A 22306-nucleotide genomic window follows, 5' to 3' on the forward strand; every position below is an offset into this window, starting at 1 on the left:
GAGCATTTAGAGTTCGACACAATAATTGGCCCCAAGACTGGATTCGGTTTTGGGGCCTTATTTTTAGTGTGGTCAATAGGTTAGATAAAGTGACTCTATTTCAAAAATCTGCACATTGGCGCAGCACCTCTATCCAATATGACTTATGTTTATAAGATGTTAGTTGGAAATGAGGCAAAGCAATGGAATATCGACATCAATGTCACGTAGGCGATCATGGGGATGCACTCAAACATCCAGTATTGAGTGAATTCGTTAAAATGCTCATGCAGCAGCACTCAAGTTTGACCGTGATTGACACGCACTCAGGGACTGCGCGATACGACCTAACCACAGCGCCGAGCAATCATGCGGGCGAGTTTGCCGAAGGCGTCGGGTATCTATGGCGTAACAAGGGTTATCTACCAAATGCCTTCTCATCATTTATCTCGATCTTGGAATACTACAACCCTAATCAACTGATTACTGACTATCCTGGGTCGGCAGCGATTGCTTATCAGCATGGGCGCAGCCAAGACAACTTCTACTTCTCCGATATTCAGCAATCTGAAGCAGATCTGTTACGTTCAAATATCGAAGAGATTCAGCAACAACGTGGCGTCTCAAGTGCGTTGCATGTCAGTGCTGGAGACGGGTTGAAAGCACTTCCAGATATTGTTGCCAAGAGTGACAGACATCAATTAGTAGTAATTGATCCGCCTTACGAGAGTGACGATGAGTACCTTGCGGTTATCGATGCGCTGGCCAAGGCCTATCAGAAGTCAGATAAGGTGTCGGCGTTAATTTGGTACCCGCTGTACACCGAAGATAAGAGCTCGCTGATCCTCAGCCACTGCTTTGATGCAATGCAAGCAGAAGAGCTGCCGAACCCAATTAAGGCTGAGTTAAGATTGCGAGATCCGAAAGGGGATGACCGCCTGATAGGTAGTGGATTGCTGTTGTTTAATCCGCCGCAGGGACTTGCAGGCAAAGTCGCCGATATTCTGGAGTTTTTGCATCGAGATCTGGCAACCCACGGCGAAGGGTATTGGCAAATGCGTGGCTTAGCATAACTAAGTTGGCATAGCTAAGCGAACAGCATGTTAATAAGTCATTGTAAAAGATAAGGTTTTAATTGACCTAGCTCTAACTTATAAAAGTTGATTAATTCTCGTTAATCATTTAAAACTGAGACTTACAAACGGAGAGTTGCCCAAATTCAGGTTTGAATTGCGACACACTTAAACAAATAATCTCCATTTCAATCTATGCAGTTTACCCCCTAAACAGCATTAGGCTCGCACTAGTCACGCGAGCCTTTCTTTTGCCTATCGTTTAGCTTTTACACCGTTTGAGGCTGTTTTAACGTAGGATAATCGATATAACCTTTTTCATTGCCGCCGAATAGAGTGGCTCCATCGAGTCGTGCTAACTCACTGCCGTTTTGCAGGCGTGATACCAAATCTGGGTTGGCAACAAATGGGCGACCAAATGCGACGAGATCGGCGTAGCCTTTGCTTAACACTTCTTCGGCGCGCTTAGGCGTGTAGCTGCCTGCGACGATGATGGTGTTAGAGAATAGCTCTCTTAGCTCAATTCGGAAGCTTTCAGGGATAGCAGGCGCATCATCCCAATCGGCTTCTGACAGGTGAAGGTAGGCGATATCACGTGCTCGTAGTGCTTTTGCAGCTTCTAAAATCGTTGGCACTATGTCTGGGCAGTTCATGTCTTTGAAGGTGATGAAAGGCGCCAAGCGTACGCCCACTTTGTCTGCGCCAATTGCATCAATGACGGCATCCACCACTTCAATCAAAAAGCGAAGTCGGTTCTCGCGGTTGCCACCGTAGTTGTCGGTGCGCTTGTTTGAGTTGGTTCTTAGGAATTGATCGATAAGATAACCATTACCACCGTGGATCTCGACACCATTAAACCCTGCTTTGATGGCTTTTTTTGCTGAGTTCGCAAAGTCTTGAACCACTCGATCGATGTCTGCTTGGGTCATCTCTCTTGGTCGGATGCAATCGACCATATTGCCGTTGCCATTCTCATCAGAAATCCACACCTGAGTTTCTATTGGAGCCAAAGCTGACGGTGCGATCGGCAGTTCGCCTTTTTGAAAGGTAGGGTGAGACACGCGGCCGACATGCCAGAGCTGACAGAATATTGCTGCGCCTTGTGCTTTGGCTGCTGTGGTTACTGACTTCCAACCTTCAATTTGTGCATCGGTATAGACGCCGGGAGTGAATGAGTAGCCTTGAGAGTCATCAGAGATCTGCGTCGCTTCAGTGATGATAAGCCCAGCGCTAGCACGTTGTTGGTAATAGGTTGCCATCATTTCGTTTGGTACATTGCCCGGTTGGCTGCTTCGAGCTCGGGTCATGGGTGCCATAACGACACGGTTTTGTAGGGCTAACTCTTTTAATTGCGCCTTGTTGAATAATTTAGTCATGTTGAGAATTCCTATTTTCTGCTGATAGGGACCATTTTATTTATTCGACTGAATATGATAATTAGCTAAAATATGAATTCATTATTCGGATGAGATGAATAGTGTGATGAGGAAGAAGTAGCATGGATAAGTTTTCAGACATGGCGATGTTCGTCAGTATCGTGAAGCATCAAGGGTTGGCTGCGGCAGGGCGAGAGCTAGGCTTATCACCTGCGACCATGACGGCAAGGCTACAAGCACTGGAAGAGCGATATGGCGTGAAGCTGTTGAATCGAAGTACTCGACATGTGTCTTTGACTGACTCTGGTGAGCTATATCACAAGGCGTGTTTGGAGATATTGGATAACGTTAGCGAAGCCGAAAACCTGATTCAAAACGGTGTCAAAGAGGTTAAAGGTCCATTAAAGATCGCCGCACCGAAAGATATCGGCAAGCAGTACGTTTTGCCAATCTTGTCGGAGTTCTGTCAGCAATATCCTGACGTGATCCCTTACCTGTATTTGAACGACAACCTGTCGAATATTGCAGAGTCGGGCATGAATGTGGTGATTCGCTACGGACAGTTAGTCGACAGCAGTTTGATATCAAGACGTTTATCCCCGAGCCGACGTGTGTTGTGTGCTTCTCCTGAATATCTTGCCAAGCATGGAACGCCGTTAACGCCACAAGACTTAGTAGAGCATGACTGTTTGGCAATGCTACGTAGCAATGAAGAGCTCAAGACATGGCATTTCCAAGATCACGACATGAAGAAGTCGATTACCGTTATTCCAAAGCGATTCTCAGACGACGGTGAAGTGATTCGCTACTGGGCATTAAAAGGTGAGGGTATTGCGCTCAAATCAGTATTGGATGTGCAGGACGACATCAACAACCAACGCCTTGTCACTCTGCTCAACGGCTATATGAAAAACTTCAATACCTCGACCTCTGTATCGAGCGCCGATTTGAATGTGGTGTACATCAGCAAGAAGTATCAACCTAAGCGAATTCGGCTGTTCTTGGACTTTCTAATCGATAATTTTGGTCGTTTGACCGATAAATCAATTAATTAACGCGATATGACAAAACTCTCGAACTGAAAACGGGACTACGGACAGAATTGGCTGAACTGGTTATGATGTGAGCAATACATGGATGTTACTGGAGAGAACAATGAAAATAGTTGGCAATACGGTGATCAAACCATTTCATAAAGCGACCTGCCATTGCGGTGCGGTGGAGTTAGAGCTCAGCCTACCTAACGGAATCGAAAAGCCACGTCGCTGCGATTGCTCGATCTGTCGTCGTAAAGGGGCGATTGTTGGCTCAGTTGCCTTGGATGGCATCAAGATCCTTAAAGGTGCAGAGCATCTTAAGTTATATCAATTCAATACCAACACCGCGAAGCACTACTTCTGTTCGAACTGCGGTATTTATACCCACCATCAACGTCGCTCTAGCCCAAATGAATACGGGTTCAATATTGGTTGTTTAGAAGGGGTGAACCCTTTCGATATTGGTGATGTGGTGACTAATGATGGTGTGAACCACCCTGCGGATCGCTAAGGAGAAAACATGTCTGATTATGGTGCTCTGATTCGCTGGCAGAAAGGCGAAGATGAGGCTTTTAGCGATAACCAATACAGTCGCGGGCATACGTGGGAATTTGATGGTGGCGTTGTTGTACCTGCGTCGTCATCGCCTCATGTGGTGCCACTACCACTCTCTGTTGAAGAAAATGTTGATCCTGAAGAAGCCTTTATTGCTGCTATTGCCAGTTGTCACATGCTGACGTTTCTGGGCATTGCAGCTAAGCGTAAGTATGTGATCGAGTCTTACATTGATGATGCGATTGGCGTTCTTGAGGAAGATAAAGCAGGGCGCGCTTGGGTGAGCCATGTTACGCTTAGACCTCAAATCCAATTTGTTGGTGATAAGCGCCCTACGGATAAACAGCTCGAAAAGCTGCACCATCTGGCGCACAGTAACTGCTTCATTGCCAATTCTGTAAAAACCGAGATCACGGTAGAGATAGACTCGTAACCTACATTATGTTTTCAGTTGTACTAAATAGCTTTGTCCACCGAGTGCCAGATAAGGCGCAGGTGATCGCCTTAGCAGCCGAGAGTGGCTGTCAGTTAAAACGCATTCGACGTTCTCGGAATTGGATGCTGACGGGTGAAGAGGCGCAGCTACATAAATTAAGGGAGCAACTTAGCGATGCTCCCTTATTTTGGATAGTGACTGCGATTGACAAAGTATTACCTAAGCCAACTGTTTGCTTGCAACAACTGCTTCAACAAACACCGTCGATGACGGTCGCTCAACTAGTCAGTGAATCTGGCTGTTCACTCGCAGAAGCGCGCATCGCGATTGATGAGTTTGAAGGGCTGTGAGCGCCCCTCGGCTTAATCCGTTTGATTATTTATCTAACAAAAAATCCAAAGCTAATTTGTAGCCTTTTGTGCCCATACCTATGATGGTGCCTGCTGCAACAGGTGAGATGTACGAGTGATGGCGGAAAGCTTCGCGTGCATGCACGTTAGAGATGTGTACTTCAACCACAGGTACCTCAACACCTTTGATCGCATCGTGAAGAGCAATCGATGTATGCGTGTAAGCGCCCGGGTTAAACACAACGCCAGCGCATTCACCTTGAGTAAACTCGCGGCCCGCTTTGTGAATAGCATCAATTAGGCTGCCTTCAGTATTGCTTTGGAAACACTCAGCGTCATAACCGTACTCCGCTGCGACTTTGCGGCAGTTTTCTTCTACGTCAGCCAGTGTTTCGTAGCCGTATTGTGCAGGCTCACGTGTGCCAAGTAGATTCAGGTTTGGTCCGTTGAGTATTAAGATTTTTTTCATTGAGTCATTGTCCTTAACGTAAATTCGCAAGCTGTGTTTGCTTAAAAGTATTGAGTTGTTGAGTTGAAACTTGGGCACCGGTGAACAGGGTGAACGCATCATGGGCTTGATGGAAAAAGAGCTCAAAACCACTCAACGTATTGATCGATTTCTGCTGTGCGGCTTTTAGAAACTCTGTCTCCCGCGGTGTGTATACGGCATCAAAACACCAAGCCTGCTCCTGAAACCAAGAGGCTTCAATTGGGCAACCGGGTGTTTGATAGTGACCGATTGGCGTGCAATTGAGGACACCTTCTGCTTTTTGTACCGCTGTTGCTAGCGTCGTTTCATTCAAACATACGGTATCTATATTCTCAGCCGCAAGCAGCTTCGCTAGGCTATTCATTTTTGTTAGATCCCGGTCATATATTGCGATCTCTGTCGCACCGAGATCGGCAAGTGAAAAGCAGATTGCTTTGCCGACGCCACCACAACCAAGCACTACTACTTTGCCCGGCTTGTGCTGACCAAATTGGTTAAATGCAGCGATAAAGCCACTGTAGTCTGTGTTGTAAGCGATGACCTGTTGGTCACGTTTAACCAGTGTATTAGCCGCACCAACTCGCTTGGCACAAGGCGCGAGCTGATCGGCGACCGATAGAATTTGTTCTTTGTAGGGGTAGGTAACGTTAGCTGAATCAATCTCGTTGTCGAACAAGTCAGTTGTGTGCTGGTGGAGTGCTTCTTCGCTGTTGGTGATAAGCTCTTCGAGTTGATAGTGCAGTTCAATATTAAGCTGTTCAGCAAGGGTATTGTGAAAATCTGGCGATTGAGAACGTTGGATGTTCTGCCCTATTAGTCGACATTGAATCATGATTCACTCCTTATCGTTATTTGTCACTACGCTAGCAAAACCCTCTTTCTCGCGATAATTGTTTTTTCCTAACACCCATTCAATTTTTGAAGATTACCGATAACGCAGGGCGCAGCACCTAAGCGGCAACTGGTGTAATTGCACTCCCTATCTCAAAATCTTATACCTTGCGAAATAATTGAAATATCGCGTTTGTCAGCACCTCTTTATAGTGAATACATCAGCGAGCAGTAACCACCTTTGAAGGGATTCACCTGCCGAAATGTATTAAGAGGGAAAACAAATGCAGAACAACGTCGTAGTACAAAATATTCAGCGCGCAGACAAAGAGCTTATTGAAGGTCTGCGTCAATGTGGTGTGGCTACCATTCATGAAGCTCAGGGCCGTAAAGGTTTATTGGCTCACTACATGCGCCCAATTTTCCAAGGCGACGCGGTTGCGGGTTCTGCATTGACCATCTCAGGTGCAGCGGGTGATAACTGGATGATGCACGTAGCGATCGAGCAAGCAAAAGAGGGTGACTTCTTAGTATTCGCACCGACTTCTCCTTCTAATCACGGCTTCTTTGGCGACTTGCTAGCGACATCGGCGCAAGCGCGCGGTGTTGTCGGTCTTATCATCGAAGGTGGCGTACGTGACACTCGTGACCTTCGTGAAATGAATTTCCCAGTATGGTCTAAGGCGATCTTCAGTGAGGGTACCATCAAGGAGACTCTGGGCTCGGTGAACGTACCAATGAACTGTGCAGGCGCTCTGGTTTACCCAGGCGATGTGATGGTCGCGGATGAAGATGGTGTTGTGGTTGTGCGTCGTGAGGAGGCGGAAGAAGTTCTGCATGAATCATTAGCGCGTATTGAACGTGAAGAAGCAAAGCGTATTCGATTGGCGAACGGCGAGTTGGGTCTGGACATCTATCAAATGCGCGGCCGCCTAGAAGAGAAAGGTCTGAAATATGTCTAGCCATCCCTTCAGTGCACCGTGCATGTGGATGCGCTCTGGTACATCAAAGGGAGCCTATTTCCTGCGCAAGGATTTACCAGAGAGCGAGCAAGCATGTGAGCAGTTTTTACTGTCGATGATGGGCACCCCCGACCCAAGACAGATCGACGGAATTGGCGGCTCAGACCCGCTCGCCTCCAAGGTTGCGATAGTGGAATCGTCAAAACGTGAAGGCGTCGACGTTGACTACCTATTTCAACAGGTATTTGTTGACCAAAAGCTTATTAGTGGCAAGCAAAACTGTGGCAATATTTTAGCGGGTGTTGCACCGTTTGCGATTGAACGTGGACTAGTTGAAGCACAAGAGGGTCAAACCTCGGTTCGCATCTTCATGGAGAATACACAGCAGGTAGCAACGGTTACTGTGCAAACCCCAAACAAGCAAGTGACTTATGTTGGTGACTGCCATATTGATGGAGTCCCTAATACCGCGGCCCCGCTAGCGGTCTGCTTTGAAGATACGGCTGGCTCTACCTGCGGCGCTTTATTGCCAACGGGGAACGAAGTCGACGTGATTGATGGCGTGGGCGTCACTCTGATTGATAACGGTATGCCTGTCGTGGTGTTAAGAGCGCAAGATTTTGGCCTCACTGGTGACGAATCCCGCGAGCAATTGGACGACAACGCAGAACTTAAGCAACGTCTGGAGTCGATACGCCTGCAAGCTGGGCCAATGATGAATCTCGGCGATGTTCGTGAGCTAAGCGTGCCGAAAATGACACTGGTGAGCGCACCTCAATATGGTGGTGGTATTTCAACGCGTACTTTTATCCCTCATCGCTGCCATGCGTCGATTGGCGTGCTAGGTGCGGTGAGTGTCGCGAGTGCCTGCATCTTGAATGACGCCCCAGCCAAGCAACTTGCTGAAGTCGAAATAGAAAAACAAATACATATCGATGTTGAACACCCAATCGGAAAGATGAGTGTGGTGCTAGACGTTGAACAAAATCAAGTGAAGTCCGCCGCGATCCTTCGCACAGCAAGAAAGCTGTTCGATGGCACCGTATTTGGGCTGTAAGCCTGCTGAAAATAACAAGGAAGAAACATGGACGCTGATTACCTACCGTTCCACCCAAATCCAAGCAAGCCGAAGTTTGTGGTGCCAGAAGGCGCAGTGGATAGCCACTGTCACGTTTTTGGTCCTGCGGCTAAATTCCCTTACTCTCCGGCACGTAAGTACACCCCGTGCGACGCGTCAAAAGAGCAGCTTTTTGCCCTGCGTGATCATTTAGGCTTTAGCCGTAATGTGATTGTTCAGGCTTCTTGCCACAGTACCGATAACCGCGCGCTTGTTGATGCGCTAGAGACCGCTGGTGAGTTAGCTCGTGGCATTGCATTCGTTGACGAAACTGTCACTGACGAAGAGCTACAAGCGATGGACAAAGCTGGCGTTCGCGGTGTTCGCTTTAACTTTGTGAAGCGCTTGGTTGATACAGTACCAACTGAAAAGCTTAAAGCGATTGCGGAGAAGATTCGCCCATTAGGCTGGCATGTTGTGGTCTACTTTGAAGCGCAAGATATTGATGATGTAACGCCATTTTTAGAAGAGCTCAACATGACGGTAGTGATTGACCATATGGGTCGTCCTGATGTGGCAAAAGGTGTTGATAGCCAAGAGTTTGGTAAGTTTATTTCTCTGATGGAGCGTAACCCAGATATCTGGTGCAAAGTGAGCTGCCCAGAGCGTTTGACTCAAACGCCACCGGATTACTCCGATGTGGTGCCGTTTGCTAAAACCTTGGTTGATCTGTTTCCAAACCGCGTACTTTGGGGAACCGACTGGCCACACCCAAACATGAAATCGCACACTCCAGACGATGGCCACTTAGTGGATGTGATTCCACAAATTGCCACTACTGTTGAGCAGCAGCAAGCACTACTTGTTACTAACCCTATGAAACTTTACTGGCCGGAGAGCGTGTAACATGACTTACCTAAATAACAAGCCGATCCCCGGCACAACCATGTTTGATGGCGCGATGGCGCGTAAAGGCTATGGCTTGAACAAGATGTGTCATTCATTGAACGAACAAGCGGGGCGTGATGCGTTTTCAGCCGATGAAATGGCTTACTGTGACAAGTATGGCCTGACGGAAGCTCAAAAGACCGCGATCAAAGAGCGTGACGTTTTAGGGCTGATCGCAGAAGGTGGCAGTATCTATTACCTTGCTAAATTCGTCGGTATGTTGGGACTAAACATGCAAGACATTGGTGCGATGCAAACGGGTATGACAGTTGAAGAATTTAAACAGATGTTAGTAGAGGCAGGGAAATAGTTATGGCAAAGATCGTTGGCGGAATTACCACTTCCCACATTCCTTCAATTGGTAAAGCAATTGAGAACAATCTACAACAAACTGAATACTGGAAGCCTTTGTTTGATGCGTATCCACCGATTCACCACTGGCTAGATGAAGTTCAACCAGATGTTGCGGTCGTTTTTTATAACGATCACGGCTTAGAGTTCTTCCTAGATAAGAAACCGACCTTCGCCATTGGTGCAGCACAAAGTTATAAGAATGCTGATGAAGGCTGGGGTATTCCGACTATTCCAGAGATCAACGGTGATCCAGAGCTGTCATGGCACATCTGTAACGAGCTGGTTGAGAACGAGTTCGATATTACCATCTGCCAAGAGATGAAAGTTGACCATGGTCTGACTGTGCCAATGCAGCTGATGTGGCCAAACTTCAGCTACGGTCACATGAAGGTGATTCCGGTATGTATCAACGTAGAACAGCACCCAATGCCATCACCCAAGCGTTGTTACGACCTAGGTAAAGCGATTGGTAAGGCCGTTGAAAGCTACGATAAAGACTTGAAGGTTGTCGTACTTGGCACTGGTGGTCTTTCTCATCAGTTGGACGGTGAGCGTGCTGGTTTTATCAATAAAGAGTTCGACCTTTACTGCATGAAGAAGCTGATCGACAACCCAGAAGAGCTGACTAAGCTTTCGATCTACGACTTAGTAGAGCAGGGTGGTGCGCAAGGTGCGGAATTCATTATGTGGCTTGGTATGCGTGGAGCATTGACGGGCGAGCTTAATGTGCTGAAAAGCAGTTATCACGCACCCGTGTCGAATACCGGCGCTGGCACCATGTTGATAGAAAACCGTTAGATCAATTTCAGATTTAATCTTTCTAAAGCCCCAGAGCGTCGTGCTCTGGGGCTTTTCTTTACCTGGGCAATACAGCTATAAAGCCGTATTTCTTTTTGGCTCTCGCGCCATAATAATTTCCGAAATCCCTAAAAGTATCAAATGTTGCTTAAATTAAACTCAGTGTGATACTTATAGAGATATTGTGCGATGTTATTGACGATAGACTGATTCCGAACTCACAAAAGGAATCAAACAATGAAACTACCAACACTATCTCTACTCGCACTAGGTCTTTTTACCGCAGGCTCAACTCAAGCATTTGAACTGGTTAGTCAAGACATTCAGGAAGGCCATCCAATGGCTAAGACATTTGAATATCAGGGCTGGGGCTGTGATGGCGACAATGTGTCGCCGCAACTGATGTGGAAAGATGTACCGGAAGGCACCAAGAGTTTTGCTATCACTGCTTATGATCCAGACGCACCAACAGGCAGTGGTTTTTGGCATTGGGTCGCGTTTGATATTCCAAGCAAAACAACGGAGTTAGAACAAGGCGTTGATATCGGCAAGCTTGGTGGGAAAGAGGCTCGTATCGATTACGGAAGTACAGGTTTTGGCGGTGCTTGTCCGCCAAAAGGTCACGGTATGCACCGCTATCAGTTTACGGTTTGGGCACTGCCAAAGGCGACCTTAGGCCTCGATGAGAATACGCCGCCAGCCGTGGTAGGCTTTACACTCAACAGCATTGCTATCGACAAGGCCACACTAACGGCAACTTACACACGTTAGTCGACCAATTAGGAGACGTAATGAGCGCTCAGTATCAAGTGACTCTGTTTCGAGCCGAACAACTTCAGAAACTCAGAAATGTGCGAGTCCACTCTCCAAGTATTATTCAGATCATGGCTGGGAGTAAGCGACTTTTTTGGAAAGACTCTGTTCAAGATCTCTCGAATACTGAGCTGTTGTTGTGTGAAGCCTCCGCTTCGTTGAGTTTTGAGAACCTGCCGCAGAAAGGGCGATTTCTATCTCGGGTATTTACGTTTCAATGCTCTCCAACCAAGGAAATGCTGGAACTGAGTTACGACAGAGCTTGTGAAGAAGTAGCGCCTTTTTTCCATTCTGATACGGCACTACAAAGTACGCTTAATGCGCTATTTTCGTTTCAATCCCAAACGATAAGTCATGAGACTCAGCGTTTTTGGGTGCTTGGTTTGTATCAGCAGTTGGCAGAAAAAGGCGTTTTACATCAACTTTTTCCAAGTATAAATACAAGCTTTCGTCAGCAGTTAAGTCGCTACTTAGCTCGCTCACCCAGTGATAAGCATGCTCTGGACGAAGTCGCGCAACAATTTGCCATGAGTCGTGCGACCATGATTCGTAAATTAAAACGAGAAGGCACTCAATTTCGTGAGGTGCTTACCGAAGTTCGCTTGGCTCATGCCTTGTATTTGATACAGAGTGGCTACAGCAATGTTGCTCAGTTAGCCTTGGCGTGTGGCTATCAATCTGAGGGGCGATTTAGCCAGCGTTTTAAGGACAAGTTTGGCCTAACGCCTACGGATTATTTCAGAACGATAACGGCTTAGTTTAGGTGCTTGCTGTGCTCAGCGAAGAGTAGGTGATTACCGATAATAAAAAGCCCCGCAGCGTTGCGGGGCTTTGCCTCGTTTATCGGTCGAGATAATTATTTAAAGGCTTCACAGCGAATCAACACACTGTGGGAAGATAGCTTGGAAGCCTTCAGCGTGTTGACAGCTTCTGCCGCCCGCTTGGCCACCTGAGTTACGTCTAAAGTGGTTGCCACGGTTTTCTGCTAGGTTCTCGTAGAAGGTCCATAGGTGCTCTTGACCTTGCATGCATTCAATGGCCGCTTTCTTGCTTTCCCATACTTCAGAGATATCTAGGAAGGTATTTGGTTTCCATTCCATCTGCTCACTTTGGTGCGGTTCGAATAAGTAAACCTGAGGTGCGCCGAGTACTTTCTCACCTGGGTTATGACCCCAAGCTTGTGCGATCATGCGGCACTGTAGAGTGATCTCAGTTGCGTACATGTGGTCTGTGTTGTACGGGTCCCATTTAGAGTGCGTCATGATGAACTCTGGTTGAATCTCACGGATCAGGTCGACGATTTGGTACTTACCTTCTTTGTCGATTTCCAGTGGGTAATCACCGAAGTCAAAGAAACGAATGTCACTTACGCCAAGCGCTGCCGCTGCTGCTGTCGCTTCTTCATGACGAATACGCTTAACGTCTTCAAGTGTCATGCCCTCTTGTTTCCATAGCTTTGCAGACTCGCCACGCTCACCGTATGAAAGACATGCAATGGTCACTTCGTAGCCCAGTTTTTGGTGAAGGGCGATGGCACCGCCACAACGCCATACAAAGTCTGCTGAATGGGCACTGATTACTAAAGCTGTTTTCTTTGTTGTCATGTTATTAATCCTTTATTTACTCTTGAGCTCTTCTTGATGAGCGTGTCTTCTATGTTCTTTATTCGGTTAAAATTGTTCGGTATCGATTTCGGCTTGTGTGGGCGCGTTGTAGCGACCGCCAACAAATGCCTTTTGCGGAACCGTGCGTTCAACCAGCTCTAGCAGGGCGTTCGAAACCGTGTAGTGCTGCGCGTTCAAGTTATCTTCTAGATGCTTAAAGTTAGTGGTGCCTGGTAATGCAATTGAGTGAGGTGCTTTAGCCAGCGTCCATGCCAAGGCAAATTGAGCCAGAGTTGGCGCTGGTAGTGATACATTCTCTTCAGCAAAAATCGGCAGCAGAGAAGCGAACTTGTTTACAGCCGACAAGTTAGCTTCAAAGTTTTCTGCATTAAATCTCGGCATCGCATTGCGAATATCACCATCGACAAATTGGTTGCTTTGCAGTTCGCCACTCAGGATGCCGCGCCCTACAGGGCTGAAAGATACAAAGGTACTTCCCAGCTCTTGGCATTTATCAATCACTGCGATCTCTGCGTTTCGTGACCACAATGAATACTCTGACTGAACCGCTGTTATCGGGTGGATTTGGTGTGCCTTTTCCAGCGTGGTTGCCGATACCTCAGATAGACCAAGGTGTTTGATTTTGCCTTCATCAACCAGTCTTGAAAGTTCACCAATACTCTCTTCAATCGGCACTGATTTATCCCAGCGGTGCAGATAGTAGAGGTCAATCACATCGGTATTGAGACGTTGCAGCGCCTCTTCACAGGTTTGACGAATGGTTTGTGGGCGACCATCAATTGCGCGTTTACCGTCAGGGCCTTTAAACATGCCGCACTTGCTGGCAAGGAAGAATTCATTGCGGCGATGACCTACTGCTTTAGCGAGTAGTTTCTCGTTGTTACCAAACCCATAAAGAGCTGCGGTATCCAGCATGTTGTAGCCAAGATCCAGCGCCTTATTAAGTAGCTTGATGCTGTACTCTTCACTTGGAGGTGTTCCGTATGCGTGAGAAACGTTCATACATCCAAGGGCAACTGGCGCGAGTGAGTGCTCACCTATAGTAATCATCGCCGGGCTCCTTACTCTTGCTCTAGCAGTTGTTCTAATGCGTGCAGTGTCTCCATAGCTGGTAGGCAACTTGCAACACTTGAGTTTGGTTCGCGGCCTGTACGAATCGCATCGAAGAACTCACGGTCGATCAGTTCGATGCCGTTGTTTGAAACCGCGACACCTTCCAGTGAAATCGGGTTCTCTTTGCCATCGAATAGATCGTCGTAGCGAGCGATGTAGGTGCCTTCGTCACAGATGTAGCGGAAGAAGGTGCCAAATGGACCGTCGTTATTGAATGAGAGTGATAGCGTACATAGCGCGCCAGATGGCGTTTTCATACCAATGCTCATGTCCATTGCGATATTTAGCTCTGGGTGAATCGGGCCTTGCAGTGCTTGAATCTTTGATGCCTTCTCACCGGTTTGGTATTGGAAAAGGTCAACAGTGTGACAAGCGTGATGCCATAGTAGGTGATCAGTCCAAGTGCGCGGTTCACCTTTGGCATTAGTGTTGGTGCGACGGAAGAAGTAAGTTTGAACATCCATTTGTTGAATGTTTAGCTCGCCAGCTGCGATCTTGTTGTGGATCCACTGGTGGCTTGGATTGAATCGGCGAGTGTGACCAGCCATAGCGACAACACCAGTTTTCTTTTGAGTCTCAACCACTTTGTAGCTGTCTTCAATGTTGTCTGCCATTGGGATTTCAACCAGAACATGCTTGCCAGCTTCCATACATGCGATAGCTTGCTCAGCATGCATTTGAGTTGGTGTTGCTAGAATCACAGCATCGACGTTGTCAGATTTCAGTGCTTCTTCAAGTGAAGAGAAACCTTGAGCTGTTTGATTGTAATCTGTGATGAGTTGATCAAGCTTGTCCGCTTCAGGGGCAACCATTGCTGTAACGGTAACGTCGTCGATATTACGCAGTGCCTCTAAATGTTTTTGGCCGAATGCACCCGTAGCGCCTACTACACACACTTTCATAATCATTCCTTTTGTATTCAAGCGATTAAACTATTGGATATTTTGTAATTTCGTTGCGGTCGATTCAGTATCCGCGACCTGCAGTTGTTCTATGATCTGGTCTGACAGTTGAGCTAGAGGTTGCTCTGACGCTTCGATGTTGAGTTCACCGAGCGATTGATGCCAGTTCATTGCACCCTCGACCATCGAGTGACTCATGCCTAACTCGTTTAATGTCGTAGCGACCTCTTTTAATTCTGCGTGGCGTCTCTGACCGTGGTTGAGCATGCGTTCCATGTGGTAACGACTTAGGTGACTCAGCTCTAACCCTGGGTAGGTGTGACTTAATGACTTGAGTACGTGATGTTCAACACCTGATTTACGAGCTGCCAGAACGCACTCTGTGGTTAGCGCCTCTAAGCCTTTGACCATGACTGAGCGCATCATTTTTATGCTTGATGCATCACCAACGTTTTCTGAGATAACCTCAACGTCGAAACCCAGCAGACCTAGGTATTCCGCGACCTTGTCGGCTTTTTGTCCGGATAGGTAGAGCGGAATATTAGGCTGTGATGTCAATACTGGCGCCATGATGGCAATGTCGATGTACTCAGCGCCTTGCGCTTTAACCAGTTTTGCCAGTTTTTGTTTGGTTTGTGGTGAACAAGAGTTGCAGTCGAGTACAACCTGTTTTTCAGTCAGAGAGCCTACGATCTGCTGCAGTGCTTGTTCAGCTTGGTCTGCGGTGACTAAAGAAAAAATAAATTGCGCACCGTGAATGGCTTCTTCAGGGCGAAATGTCCCTTGCACACCTTGGTCAATATATTCGAGAAGTTTATTTTCTCGGGTGAATACATTGTTTGTTTTTATATCAAAGGCGTTAATTATCTCTGGCGCTTTATTGTTCCAGCTTGAAATAAAGGTTTTGGCTGCTTCACCAAAACCAATAAACGCAATCCTACTGACTTTCACCATAACCACCTTTTTGTTCGTTAATTATCTTTGGCTATGGTCAAACACTATCATTTGGTATTGGGTGCGGATAATCAAATTAATTCAAAGGGTATTCAATTTTGAAAAAATTAGGGTTATTAAAGAGACATTTTTACCCCGTTTGTTCGCAATAATTTTAAGAAGTGAGTTTGTACAGAAGTGGCAAACCAGTTTTTACGTACCGTTAAACCAATGGGTCTGGATTGTTCTTCGCCTTCATAGGGAAGAGCAACTAAATGCCCCTCATCGAGATCGCGTCTGATTTGATGTTGAGAAAGAAGGGTTAATCGATCACTGCCCAGTAATAGCTCTTTGACTAGCATCTGAGAGCTTGCCTCAATCAAACGACTCGGTACTTCAAGTGAGGCCTTGGTAAACATATCTTCGAACATCTTGCGGGCGGGTGTTGCACTGGAGGAGACAACCCAGCTCGATTCTTGAAGTTCTTTGATACTGACTTTCTCTTTAGTCGCTAAAGGATGATCAGCTCGCGATAAAATGGTGTTCTTCGATTCAAATAGCGTTTCTTGGCGAATATCGGTACTAGGAACGGGAAAGCGCAGAGCGCCAATTAGAATATCAATTTCACCATATTTTAGATGGTTGAGGAGATCTTTATATGGGCCATCAATCACGTGTATTTGGCAGTCAGGATAAGCCTTGGAAAATTCATTAATGGTACTTGGAAGCAAGCAGGTTCTCGCGAGAGGTAAACAGCCTACTGTGATCACTGAACCGTGTCGGTTACTTAGTAGGTTTACTTCATCAAGCCCTTGTTTTATTTCAACAAAAGCAAGCTTGCTTGCCTTGTCTAGCGCCGCTCCTGCCTTCGAGAGGGCAATGCCAGTACTGGTCTTTTCAAACAGAGTAAACCCGAGTATTTCTTCAAGATCTTTTGATGCTCGATAGACTGATGATTGAGACACTTCAAGTAATCGGCTCGCCTCGGTAAAGCTTTGTCCGTTAGCGACAGCAACGAGCGCTTTTAGTTGAGTGGTGGTGATATTAAACAGATAACGCTGCACACTATTTTTACGTTGCTTTGTGGCAATCTTGAGCGCATTTGAGATGCCTTGGCTGATGTTTTCCAGCGCACGGTCAATTCGAAAAGCGAAAGCTTCGCCCTGTTTTGTTGGCGTCATACCATCACTGGTACGTTCAAATAGCTCACTATTCATACTCTTTTCAAGCTTAGAGATGGCTTGTGTAATTGCGGGTTGAGAGAGGAAAACCGTGTCAGATGCTTTGCTGATACTTCCTGTGTGAACGACTTCTGAGATCGCCCTAAGATGGCGCAAATTGGGGATATTAAACATACGGTTTCCTTACCACTGACTACCGGTTACAGTACGAAATATGAAATAAATCACACTTTGATGCTTTAGAGCTATAACTCTATTTATGATCTGGCTCGAAATAGCTGACGCCCTTATCAATGGACATATTAGTAACGGAATTCAAACGCTCTATGAAGTAGCGAACGATATATTGTTTCCAAAGTGTGACTTAATTCTCCAAAATTAACCAATTTGTAAAATATCAGATTTAACCATTTATTGATGGTGATTATGTTTATATTTTGGTTTTAAGTTTCTGATTTTATGTGTTTATTTATTATGGCTTTCGACCTTTTGATAACGAGGGTTATCTAATTTTTGAATAATGCTTTCAGTAAGTGAATTTTGTTTTGTTAATTCCTAGTGTTAGTTTTATCGGCAATGAAACAGGAGGTTCCATAGAATGAAAACTATAAAGACACTATCACTGGCTGTATCACTGGCATTTGCTGCAAACACATCAGCTGCGGATATCGATATCACAATAGGTCATGTCGACTCTCAGGATTGGACGATCTCTAAGAAAGGGGCCGCGACACAGGTATTCAAAAATATCGTAGAAGCGGAATCTGGTGGTCGTATTGCGGTTAACATCTACCCATCAGGTCAACTTGGTGGCGAAACAGAACTGCTTCAGTCAACGCAAGAGGGAATGCTGACCATGACGATGGTGTCTGGCGCTTACTCTAAATTGTGTAAAGAAGCCAATGTTCTTGAAATTCCTTACCTTTTCCCTTCAGCACCTGTTGCTTGGGAAGTGTTGGATGGCGAGTTTGGCCAACAACTTAATGAGCAATGTTTAAAACAGACAGGTCTGCGTAACCTGGCTTACGGTGAGACAGGCTTCCGTCACTTCACTAACTCGAAACGTGAAATCAAATCTCCTGATGACCTAAAAGGTCTGAAAATTCGTGTAATGACAACCCCGCTTTATGTTGAGTTGCTGAAATCTTTAGGCGCTGAGCCAACGCCTATTGCATTCCCGGAAGTACCAGCTGCTTTAACAACCGGTGTTATTGATGGTCAAGAAAACCCAGTGAGCGTTATTAGCGCGAATAAGTTCTACGAGCTGCAAGAGTACATCACACTGGATGGCCACGTTTATGGCACCGATTTTTTATTAATGAATGACGACTTTTACCAAGGTTTATCTGATGCAGACCGCGCGATCATCGACCGTGCAGCGCAAGTTGCAGGTACGGTTGGCCGAGCTGTTCAGCAGGTTAACTCTGCAGAAGGTCTAGAAACGCTAGGTAAGAAAGGCATGAAGATCACGTCATTGACAGCAGAGCAGCAGAAGCAATTCCGCGACAAAACTCAGCCTGCGGTAATCAAATGGCTTGAAGGCACTGTAGATTCGAAATGGATCGATGGCGCACTTCAAGCGGTTGAGACTGCAACGAAGTAACTCTGATGTTCGCAGCATTGATGGTCTCAATGCTGCGCTTTCCCAAGGAGATAGGGAACTATGATGGAACAATATAAAAAACTATTGGCATTCTGCGCAGGTTCGTCTCTGTTTGTACTGTTTGCAGTTATGCTGGTCACTACCATCTCGCGCTATTTTTTCAATACCTCAATTCTATGGGGTGAAGAGCTGTGTAAGTACTCAATGATCTACGGTGTGATGTTTGGTACGTCTCTCTGTTACCTAGAAGGGCTGCACATTAAATTTGCGGTTCTAGATTCAGTCAAGTCGGCCATTTTCCAAAAGGTATTGGCGATTGTAGTTGATATCGCAGTGCTAGTATCGGCGGGCATCATGACTTACTCAGGTTACCTATTCGTCATGAAACGCGGTGGTATCGAATCACCAGGTATTGGTTTGAATATGGCTTACTTCCAGTCTGCGTTAGTTGTTGGTGGTATCTGTCTGTTTGTTGCCGCTCTATTACGTCTCGCACAACACGTCACGCTCTCTCGACGCGCCAATGCGCCTGTCTCTTCTCTCACTCAAGGTGATGTATAAGGATCTACTATGCCATCAATAGCTTTAATGGGCGGTATGCTCGTATTTGGTGTTCCGTTAGTGTTTGCCATTATTTTGGCTATGTCGTTCTACGTAACGAGCACTCCAATCTCAATCAGCCTTGTTGCACAACGAATTTTTAGCGGATTAGATTCATACTCTATTCTGGCTGTTCCACTGTTTGTTCTGGCTGGTGAGCTGATGAACAAGAGTGGTATTACGAATCGTATTATCGATTTTGCTAACGCCTTGGTTGGACACTTCCGTGGTGGCTTAGCACAAGTAAATATTTGGTCTTCGGTGATGTTTGCGGGGATCTCAGGTTCCGCGGTAGCAGATACTTCTGCACTGGGCCGAGTGTTTATCCCTCAGATGGAAAAAGAGGGCTACAGCAAAGAGTTTTCATCGGCACTGACCGCAGCTTCTTCGGTGATTGGTCCTATGATCCCACCGAGCATTCCAGTGATCATCTACGCGCTTATCGCCAGTGGTGTCTCGGTTCCTGCTCTGTTCTTAGCGGGTATTGTTCCGGGTGTTTTGTCGGCGATTGCCCTGTCAGTGTTTGTTTTCTTTTATGCGACCAAGCATAAGATTGTGAATACCGGTGTGCGAACAAGCCGTCGTAAAGCGTTGGTTAAAGCCTTTGTACCGCTAACGATGCCAATCTTTATCCTTGGCTCGATTCTAATGGGTATCGTGACACCGACGGAAGCGGCCGCATTTGCTGCATTCTATGCGCTGTCGGTAGGTATGTTCATGTACAAATCAATCAAAGTCAGTGACTTACCTGAAGTGTTTATGCGCTCAATGCGTGACTCTTCTATCGTCTTGATTCTGATTGCCGTTGTCTCTGTAGCAAACTGGCTACTAACCTTCTCGCGTGTACCTCAATACATTAGCCAACAGGTGCTTAGCACGATCTCAGATCCGATTATGTTCCTAATCATGGTGAACCTAATCCTACTGGCGGTGGGCCTGTTCCTTGAAGGCATTGCAGCCATGCTAATCCTGATTCCAATCTTCCATCCGATTGCGATGAGCTTTGGTATCGACCCTGTTCACTTTGGCATTGTGGTTATCTTCAACCTAATGATTGGTTTGATTACACCACCAATGGGCATCTGTCTGTTTGTATCCAATACCATTTCCAAGGTCGGGATTGCTGCGATATCTAAGCAAGTGATTCCTCTATTCCTACTGGAAGTTGTGGTGCTGTTCTTCATCACTTTCGTACCACAAAGCGTGCTCTTCTTACCGAAGTTATTCGGCTACTAGAGAAAAACAATGTTTGTATTTGAAGTGTTGCTGCCACTGATTTTTATCGTGGCAGTAGGGTTCCTCACGACCAAAAAAGGCTTTTTTAGCCAACAATTCGTCGCTGAGGTGAGCAAGTTCGTGCTGTATGTATCGCTGCCAGCAGTGATCATCAGCAGCTTGAGTAGCATTGAGTTAGGGCAAGTCATCCACGTCAACTTCATGCTGGTGTACGCCATTGCGGGCTTGAGTGCGATGACCGTGGCGATATTGGTGAGCAAGGGCCTGCTTAAGTCCACTTGGACGGAAAGCTTTATCAATGGTCTGGGTAGCGGTATGCCAAACAGCGCGTTCGTTGGCTTTCCAGTGGTGCTATCACTGTACGACGGTCAGTTTATAGAAGCATTTTTAATGTGTGTTCTGATTGAGAATTTGGTGTTTATCCCGTTGAGTTTGATTTCACTGGAGTTTGCTCAAGGTCGTTCGTCAAGCATCAGTGAGCAGCTAAAGATTGTTGCGGGGCGTATTAGTCGCAACCCGATTATCTTAGCGATCAGCTTTGCCTTGATCGTGAATATCACGGGAATTCGCTTGCCAGAATTCGTGACTGAAGGGGTATCCATTTTTGCGAAAACATCGGTCGCATTGGCGCTATTTGCTATCGGTGGAGCGCTGGGGCAGTCACTGAGATTTGAACAGTTCAGACGAATCGCTTTTGTCTCTTCCATGAAGCTGGTGTTCTTCCCATTGGTGGTCGTTGCGCTGCTGATGACGCTACCCGTAGAGGGAGACCTCAAGTATGTCTTATTGATTTTTGCTGCGTCTCCTATGTTGTCTATCTACCCGATTTTAGGTGGGCTCTATCAACAACAACGCTTCTGTTTAAACACTCTAATTATAACGACGGTGGCCTCTGGACTCTCGCTGTCCGTCGTAATTGCTATCACAACATCATCATAAAAATAGACGCCTGTAGAGCGTGAATGAAAAATAAGGTCATAACATGGAACAAGTTAAAATTGCTGTCGCTGGGGCAGGTCTGATCGGGAAAACACACATCAAACTGGTTTCTGAAAACGCGCAATGTCAGTTGGCGTCGATTGTTGATCCTTCTCCGGGTGCCAAAGAGGTTGCGGAAGAGTATGGCGTTAAGGTTTATGCCAGCCTAGAAGAGCTGTTTGCACAAGACAAGCCGGACGGTGTGATCTTGGCGACACCAAATCGTCTGCATGCTATTCAAGCGCACGAGTGTATTAATGCTGGCGTGCCTGCCATTGTCGAGAAGCCTGTTACTGATTCGATCGAAGATGCCATTGAGCTTCTTAAACACGCAAATCGTGAAGAAGCAAAAATGCTGGTTGGTCACCACCGTGCTTACAGCCCACTGCTAGAGACAGCTAAGTCAATCATCGACAGCGGCGAACTGGGTAAGACGGTATCTATCATGGGCAGCGCGATGTTCTACAAACCTGATTACTACTACAACGAAGGCGAGTGGCGCAAAGTTAAAGGTGGCGGCCCGATCCTAATTAACATGATTCATGAGATTGGCAATCTACGTCATTTGGTTGGTGACATTGTTGGCGTTCAGGCTCTGAATTCAAGCGCGACCCGCGAGTTTGAAGTGGAAGACACAACTGCAATCTCGCTGCGATTTGCCAATGGCACACTGGGTTCATTCATGTTGTCTGATGCCTCGGCAAGCCCGCGTAGCTGGGAACAAACCTCGCAAGAAAACAAGACCTACGCGACTTACGAAACAGAAGATTGTTACCACGTGGCAGGTACCAACGGTTCGCTATCGATCCCGACAATGCAGATTAAGTCGTTTAAAGAGGGGGTGACGCCTTCTTGGTGGAATGCGATGGAAGAGCGCCAAGAGCCAGTAACGCGTGAAGATCCACTTAAGCGTCAACTTGAGCACTTCTGCGCTCTAATTCGTGGCGAAGAACAGACACCAAAAGTCAGCATTTACGATGGCCTGCAAAATCTGTTGGTGATCGACGCCATCATTAAAGCGACAGAAACGGAGCAATACGTTCCGGTTCAAGACGTTACTGCACTGGTTAATTAAG

General features: G+C 46.5%; 25 protein-coding genes. 17 read left to right on the forward strand and 8 right to left on the reverse strand.

Annotated features, from left to right (window positions below; genetic code table 11):
- The first annotated feature begins 182 nt into the window (after window positions 1–182).
- Window positions 183–1052, forward strand: coding sequence for a 23S rRNA (adenine(2030)-N(6))-methyltransferase RlmJ (gene rlmJ, locus FIV04_RS18530; RefSeq protein WP_152470052.1), 870 nt, complete (start codon window positions 183–185; stop codon window positions 1050–1052).
- 269 nt (window positions 1053–1321) lie between these two features.
- Here rlmJ and FIV04_RS18535 read toward each other — a convergent pair whose 3' ends face one another.
- Complete coding sequence (locus FIV04_RS18535; RefSeq protein WP_152470053.1) at window positions 1322–2428, reverse strand: alkene reductase; 1107 nt, start codon at window positions 2426–2428, stop codon at window positions 1322–1324.
- Between the two features lie 122 nt (window positions 2429–2550).
- Between FIV04_RS18535 and FIV04_RS18540 the strand changes: the two genes are divergently transcribed.
- The 4 genes from FIV04_RS18540 to FIV04_RS18555 all read left to right on the forward strand — a co-directional run bounded on the left by FIV04_RS18540 (window position 2551) and on the right by FIV04_RS18555 (window position 4806).
- A complete protein-coding gene (locus FIV04_RS18540; protein WP_152470054.1) occupies window positions 2551–3483 on the forward strand; it encodes a LysR family transcriptional regulator in 933 nt (310 codons plus the stop codon).
- 100 nt (window positions 3484–3583) lie between these two features.
- Window positions 3584–3976, forward strand: coding sequence for a GFA family protein (locus tag FIV04_RS18545; RefSeq protein WP_152470055.1), 393 nt, complete (start codon window positions 3584–3586; stop codon window positions 3974–3976).
- Window positions 3977–3985: 9 nt separating this feature from the next.
- Complete coding sequence (locus FIV04_RS18550; protein WP_152470056.1) at window positions 3986–4453, forward strand: OsmC family protein; 468 nt, start codon at window positions 3986–3988, stop codon at window positions 4451–4453.
- A gap of 8 nt (window positions 4454–4461) precedes the next feature.
- On the forward strand, window positions 4462–4806 hold the full coding sequence (locus tag FIV04_RS18555) for a ribosome recycling factor family protein (protein ID WP_152470057.1): 345 nt from the start codon (window positions 4462–4464) through the stop codon (window positions 4804–4806).
- Window positions 4807–4831: 25 nt separating this feature from the next.
- Here the strand turns inward: FIV04_RS18555 and aroQ are convergent, their stop codons facing one another.
- Together aroQ and FIV04_RS18565 are read right to left on the reverse strand one after the other, a co-directional pair.
- Complete coding sequence (gene aroQ / locus FIV04_RS18560; RefSeq protein ID WP_008216825.1) at window positions 4832–5275, reverse strand: type II 3-dehydroquinate dehydratase; 444 nt, start codon at window positions 5273–5275, stop codon at window positions 4832–4834.
- Between the two features lie 13 nt (window positions 5276–5288).
- Window positions 5289–6128 (reverse strand): shikimate dehydrogenase, encoded by an 840-nt coding sequence (locus FIV04_RS18565; RefSeq protein WP_152470058.1) that lies wholly within the window; start codon window positions 6126–6128, stop codon window positions 5289–5291.
- Between the two features lie 283 nt (window positions 6129–6411).
- On the opposite strand from FIV04_RS18565, the gene FIV04_RS18570 reads away from it, so the two are divergent.
- From FIV04_RS18570 to FIV04_RS18600, 7 genes are all read left to right on the forward strand, one after another.
- Window positions 6412–7089 carry a 4-carboxy-4-hydroxy-2-oxoadipate aldolase/oxaloacetate decarboxylase gene (locus FIV04_RS18570; RefSeq protein ID WP_152470059.1) on the forward strand — a complete coding sequence of 226 codons (678 nt, stop codon included), beginning with the start codon at window positions 6412–6414 and terminating at the stop codon, window positions 7087–7089.
- On the forward strand, window positions 7082–8146 hold the full coding sequence (locus tag FIV04_RS18575; protein ID WP_152470060.1) for a 4-oxalomesaconate tautomerase: 1065 nt from the start codon (window positions 7082–7084) through the stop codon (window positions 8144–8146). The genes FIV04_RS18570 and FIV04_RS18575 overlap by 8 nt, the downstream gene beginning before the upstream one ends.
- A 27-nt stretch (window positions 8147–8173) precedes the next feature.
- Entirely contained in the window at window positions 8174–9052 is an 879-nt protein-coding gene (locus tag FIV04_RS18580) for an amidohydrolase family protein (protein WP_150868289.1), read from the forward strand.
- A 1-nt stretch (window position 9053) separates the two neighbouring features.
- A complete protein-coding gene (locus FIV04_RS18585; protein ID WP_105058664.1) occupies window positions 9054–9404 on the forward strand; it encodes a protocatechuate 4,5-dioxygenase subunit alpha in 351 nt (116 codons plus the stop codon).
- A gap of 2 nt (window positions 9405–9406) precedes the next feature.
- A complete protein-coding gene (locus FIV04_RS18590) occupies window positions 9407–10246 on the forward strand; it encodes a class III extradiol dioxygenase family protein (protein WP_061034043.1) in 840 nt (279 codons plus the stop codon).
- Between the two features lie 237 nt (window positions 10247–10483).
- Window positions 10484–11017: a YbhB/YbcL family Raf kinase inhibitor-like protein gene (locus FIV04_RS18595; RefSeq protein WP_152470061.1), complete on the forward strand. Its 534-nt coding sequence runs from the start codon at window positions 10484–10486 to the stop codon at window positions 11015–11017.
- 20 nt (window positions 11018–11037) lie between these two features.
- Window positions 11038–11817, forward strand: coding sequence for a helix-turn-helix transcriptional regulator (locus tag FIV04_RS18600; protein WP_152470062.1), 780 nt, complete (start codon window positions 11038–11040; stop codon window positions 11815–11817).
- 111 nt (window positions 11818–11928) lie between these two features.
- Here FIV04_RS18600 and FIV04_RS18605 read toward each other — a convergent pair whose 3' ends face one another.
- The 5 genes from FIV04_RS18605 to FIV04_RS18625 all read right to left on the reverse strand — a co-directional run bounded on the left by FIV04_RS18605 (window position 11929) and on the right by FIV04_RS18625 (window position 16987).
- Window positions 11929–12663: a PIG-L deacetylase family protein gene (locus FIV04_RS18605; protein ID WP_032553670.1), complete on the reverse strand. Its 735-nt coding sequence runs from the start codon at window positions 12661–12663 to the stop codon at window positions 11929–11931.
- A gap of 66 nt (window positions 12664–12729) precedes the next feature.
- On the reverse strand, window positions 12730–13734 hold the full coding sequence (locus tag FIV04_RS18610) for an aldo/keto reductase (RefSeq protein ID WP_152470063.1): 1005 nt from the start codon (window positions 13732–13734) through the stop codon (window positions 12730–12732).
- A gap of 11 nt (window positions 13735–13745) precedes the next feature.
- The gene (locus FIV04_RS18615) at window positions 13746–14699 is read right to left on the reverse strand and encodes a Gfo/Idh/MocA family oxidoreductase (RefSeq protein WP_128163205.1); all 954 of its coding nucleotides are present in this window, start codon (window positions 14697–14699) and stop codon (window positions 13746–13748) included.
- Between the two features lie 30 nt (window positions 14700–14729).
- Window positions 14730–15653 (reverse strand): DUF1932 domain-containing protein, encoded by a 924-nt coding sequence (locus tag FIV04_RS18620; protein ID WP_253895532.1) that lies wholly within the window; start codon window positions 15651–15653, stop codon window positions 14730–14732.
- Between the two features lie 116 nt (window positions 15654–15769).
- A complete protein-coding gene (locus tag FIV04_RS18625; protein WP_150868301.1) occupies window positions 15770–16987 on the reverse strand; it encodes a LysR family transcriptional regulator in 1218 nt (405 codons plus the stop codon).
- A gap of 424 nt (window positions 16988–17411) precedes the next feature.
- On the opposite strand from FIV04_RS18625, the gene FIV04_RS18630 reads away from it, so the two are divergent.
- From FIV04_RS18630 to FIV04_RS18650, 5 genes are read left to right on the forward strand one after another with little or no spacing between them, the layout of a single operon-like run.
- A complete protein-coding gene (locus tag FIV04_RS18630; RefSeq protein WP_032553664.1) occupies window positions 17412–18416 on the forward strand; it encodes a DctP family TRAP transporter solute-binding subunit in 1005 nt (334 codons plus the stop codon).
- A gap of 60 nt (window positions 18417–18476) precedes the next feature.
- On the forward strand, window positions 18477–18977 hold the full coding sequence (locus FIV04_RS18635; protein WP_150868302.1) for a TRAP transporter small permease: 501 nt from the start codon (window positions 18477–18479) through the stop codon (window positions 18975–18977).
- Between the two features lie 9 nt (window positions 18978–18986).
- A complete protein-coding gene (locus FIV04_RS18640; RefSeq protein ID WP_032553661.1) occupies window positions 18987–20252 on the forward strand; it encodes a TRAP transporter large permease in 1266 nt (421 codons plus the stop codon).
- A 9-nt stretch (window positions 20253–20261) separates the two neighbouring features.
- Window positions 20262–21191 (forward strand): AEC family transporter, encoded by a 930-nt coding sequence (locus FIV04_RS18645; RefSeq protein ID WP_152470064.1) that lies wholly within the window; start codon window positions 20262–20264, stop codon window positions 21189–21191.
- A 43-nt stretch (window positions 21192–21234) separates the two neighbouring features.
- Window positions 21235–22305 carry a Gfo/Idh/MocA family protein gene (locus FIV04_RS18650; protein ID WP_152470065.1) on the forward strand — a complete coding sequence of 357 codons (1071 nt, stop codon included), beginning with the start codon at window positions 21235–21237 and terminating at the stop codon, window positions 22303–22305.
- Window position 22306: the final 1 nt, after the last annotated feature.

The organism is Vibrio sp. THAF190c, assembly GCF_009363355.1.
GTDB lineage: Bacteria > Pseudomonadota > Gammaproteobacteria > Enterobacterales > Vibrionaceae > Vibrio > Vibrio fortis_A.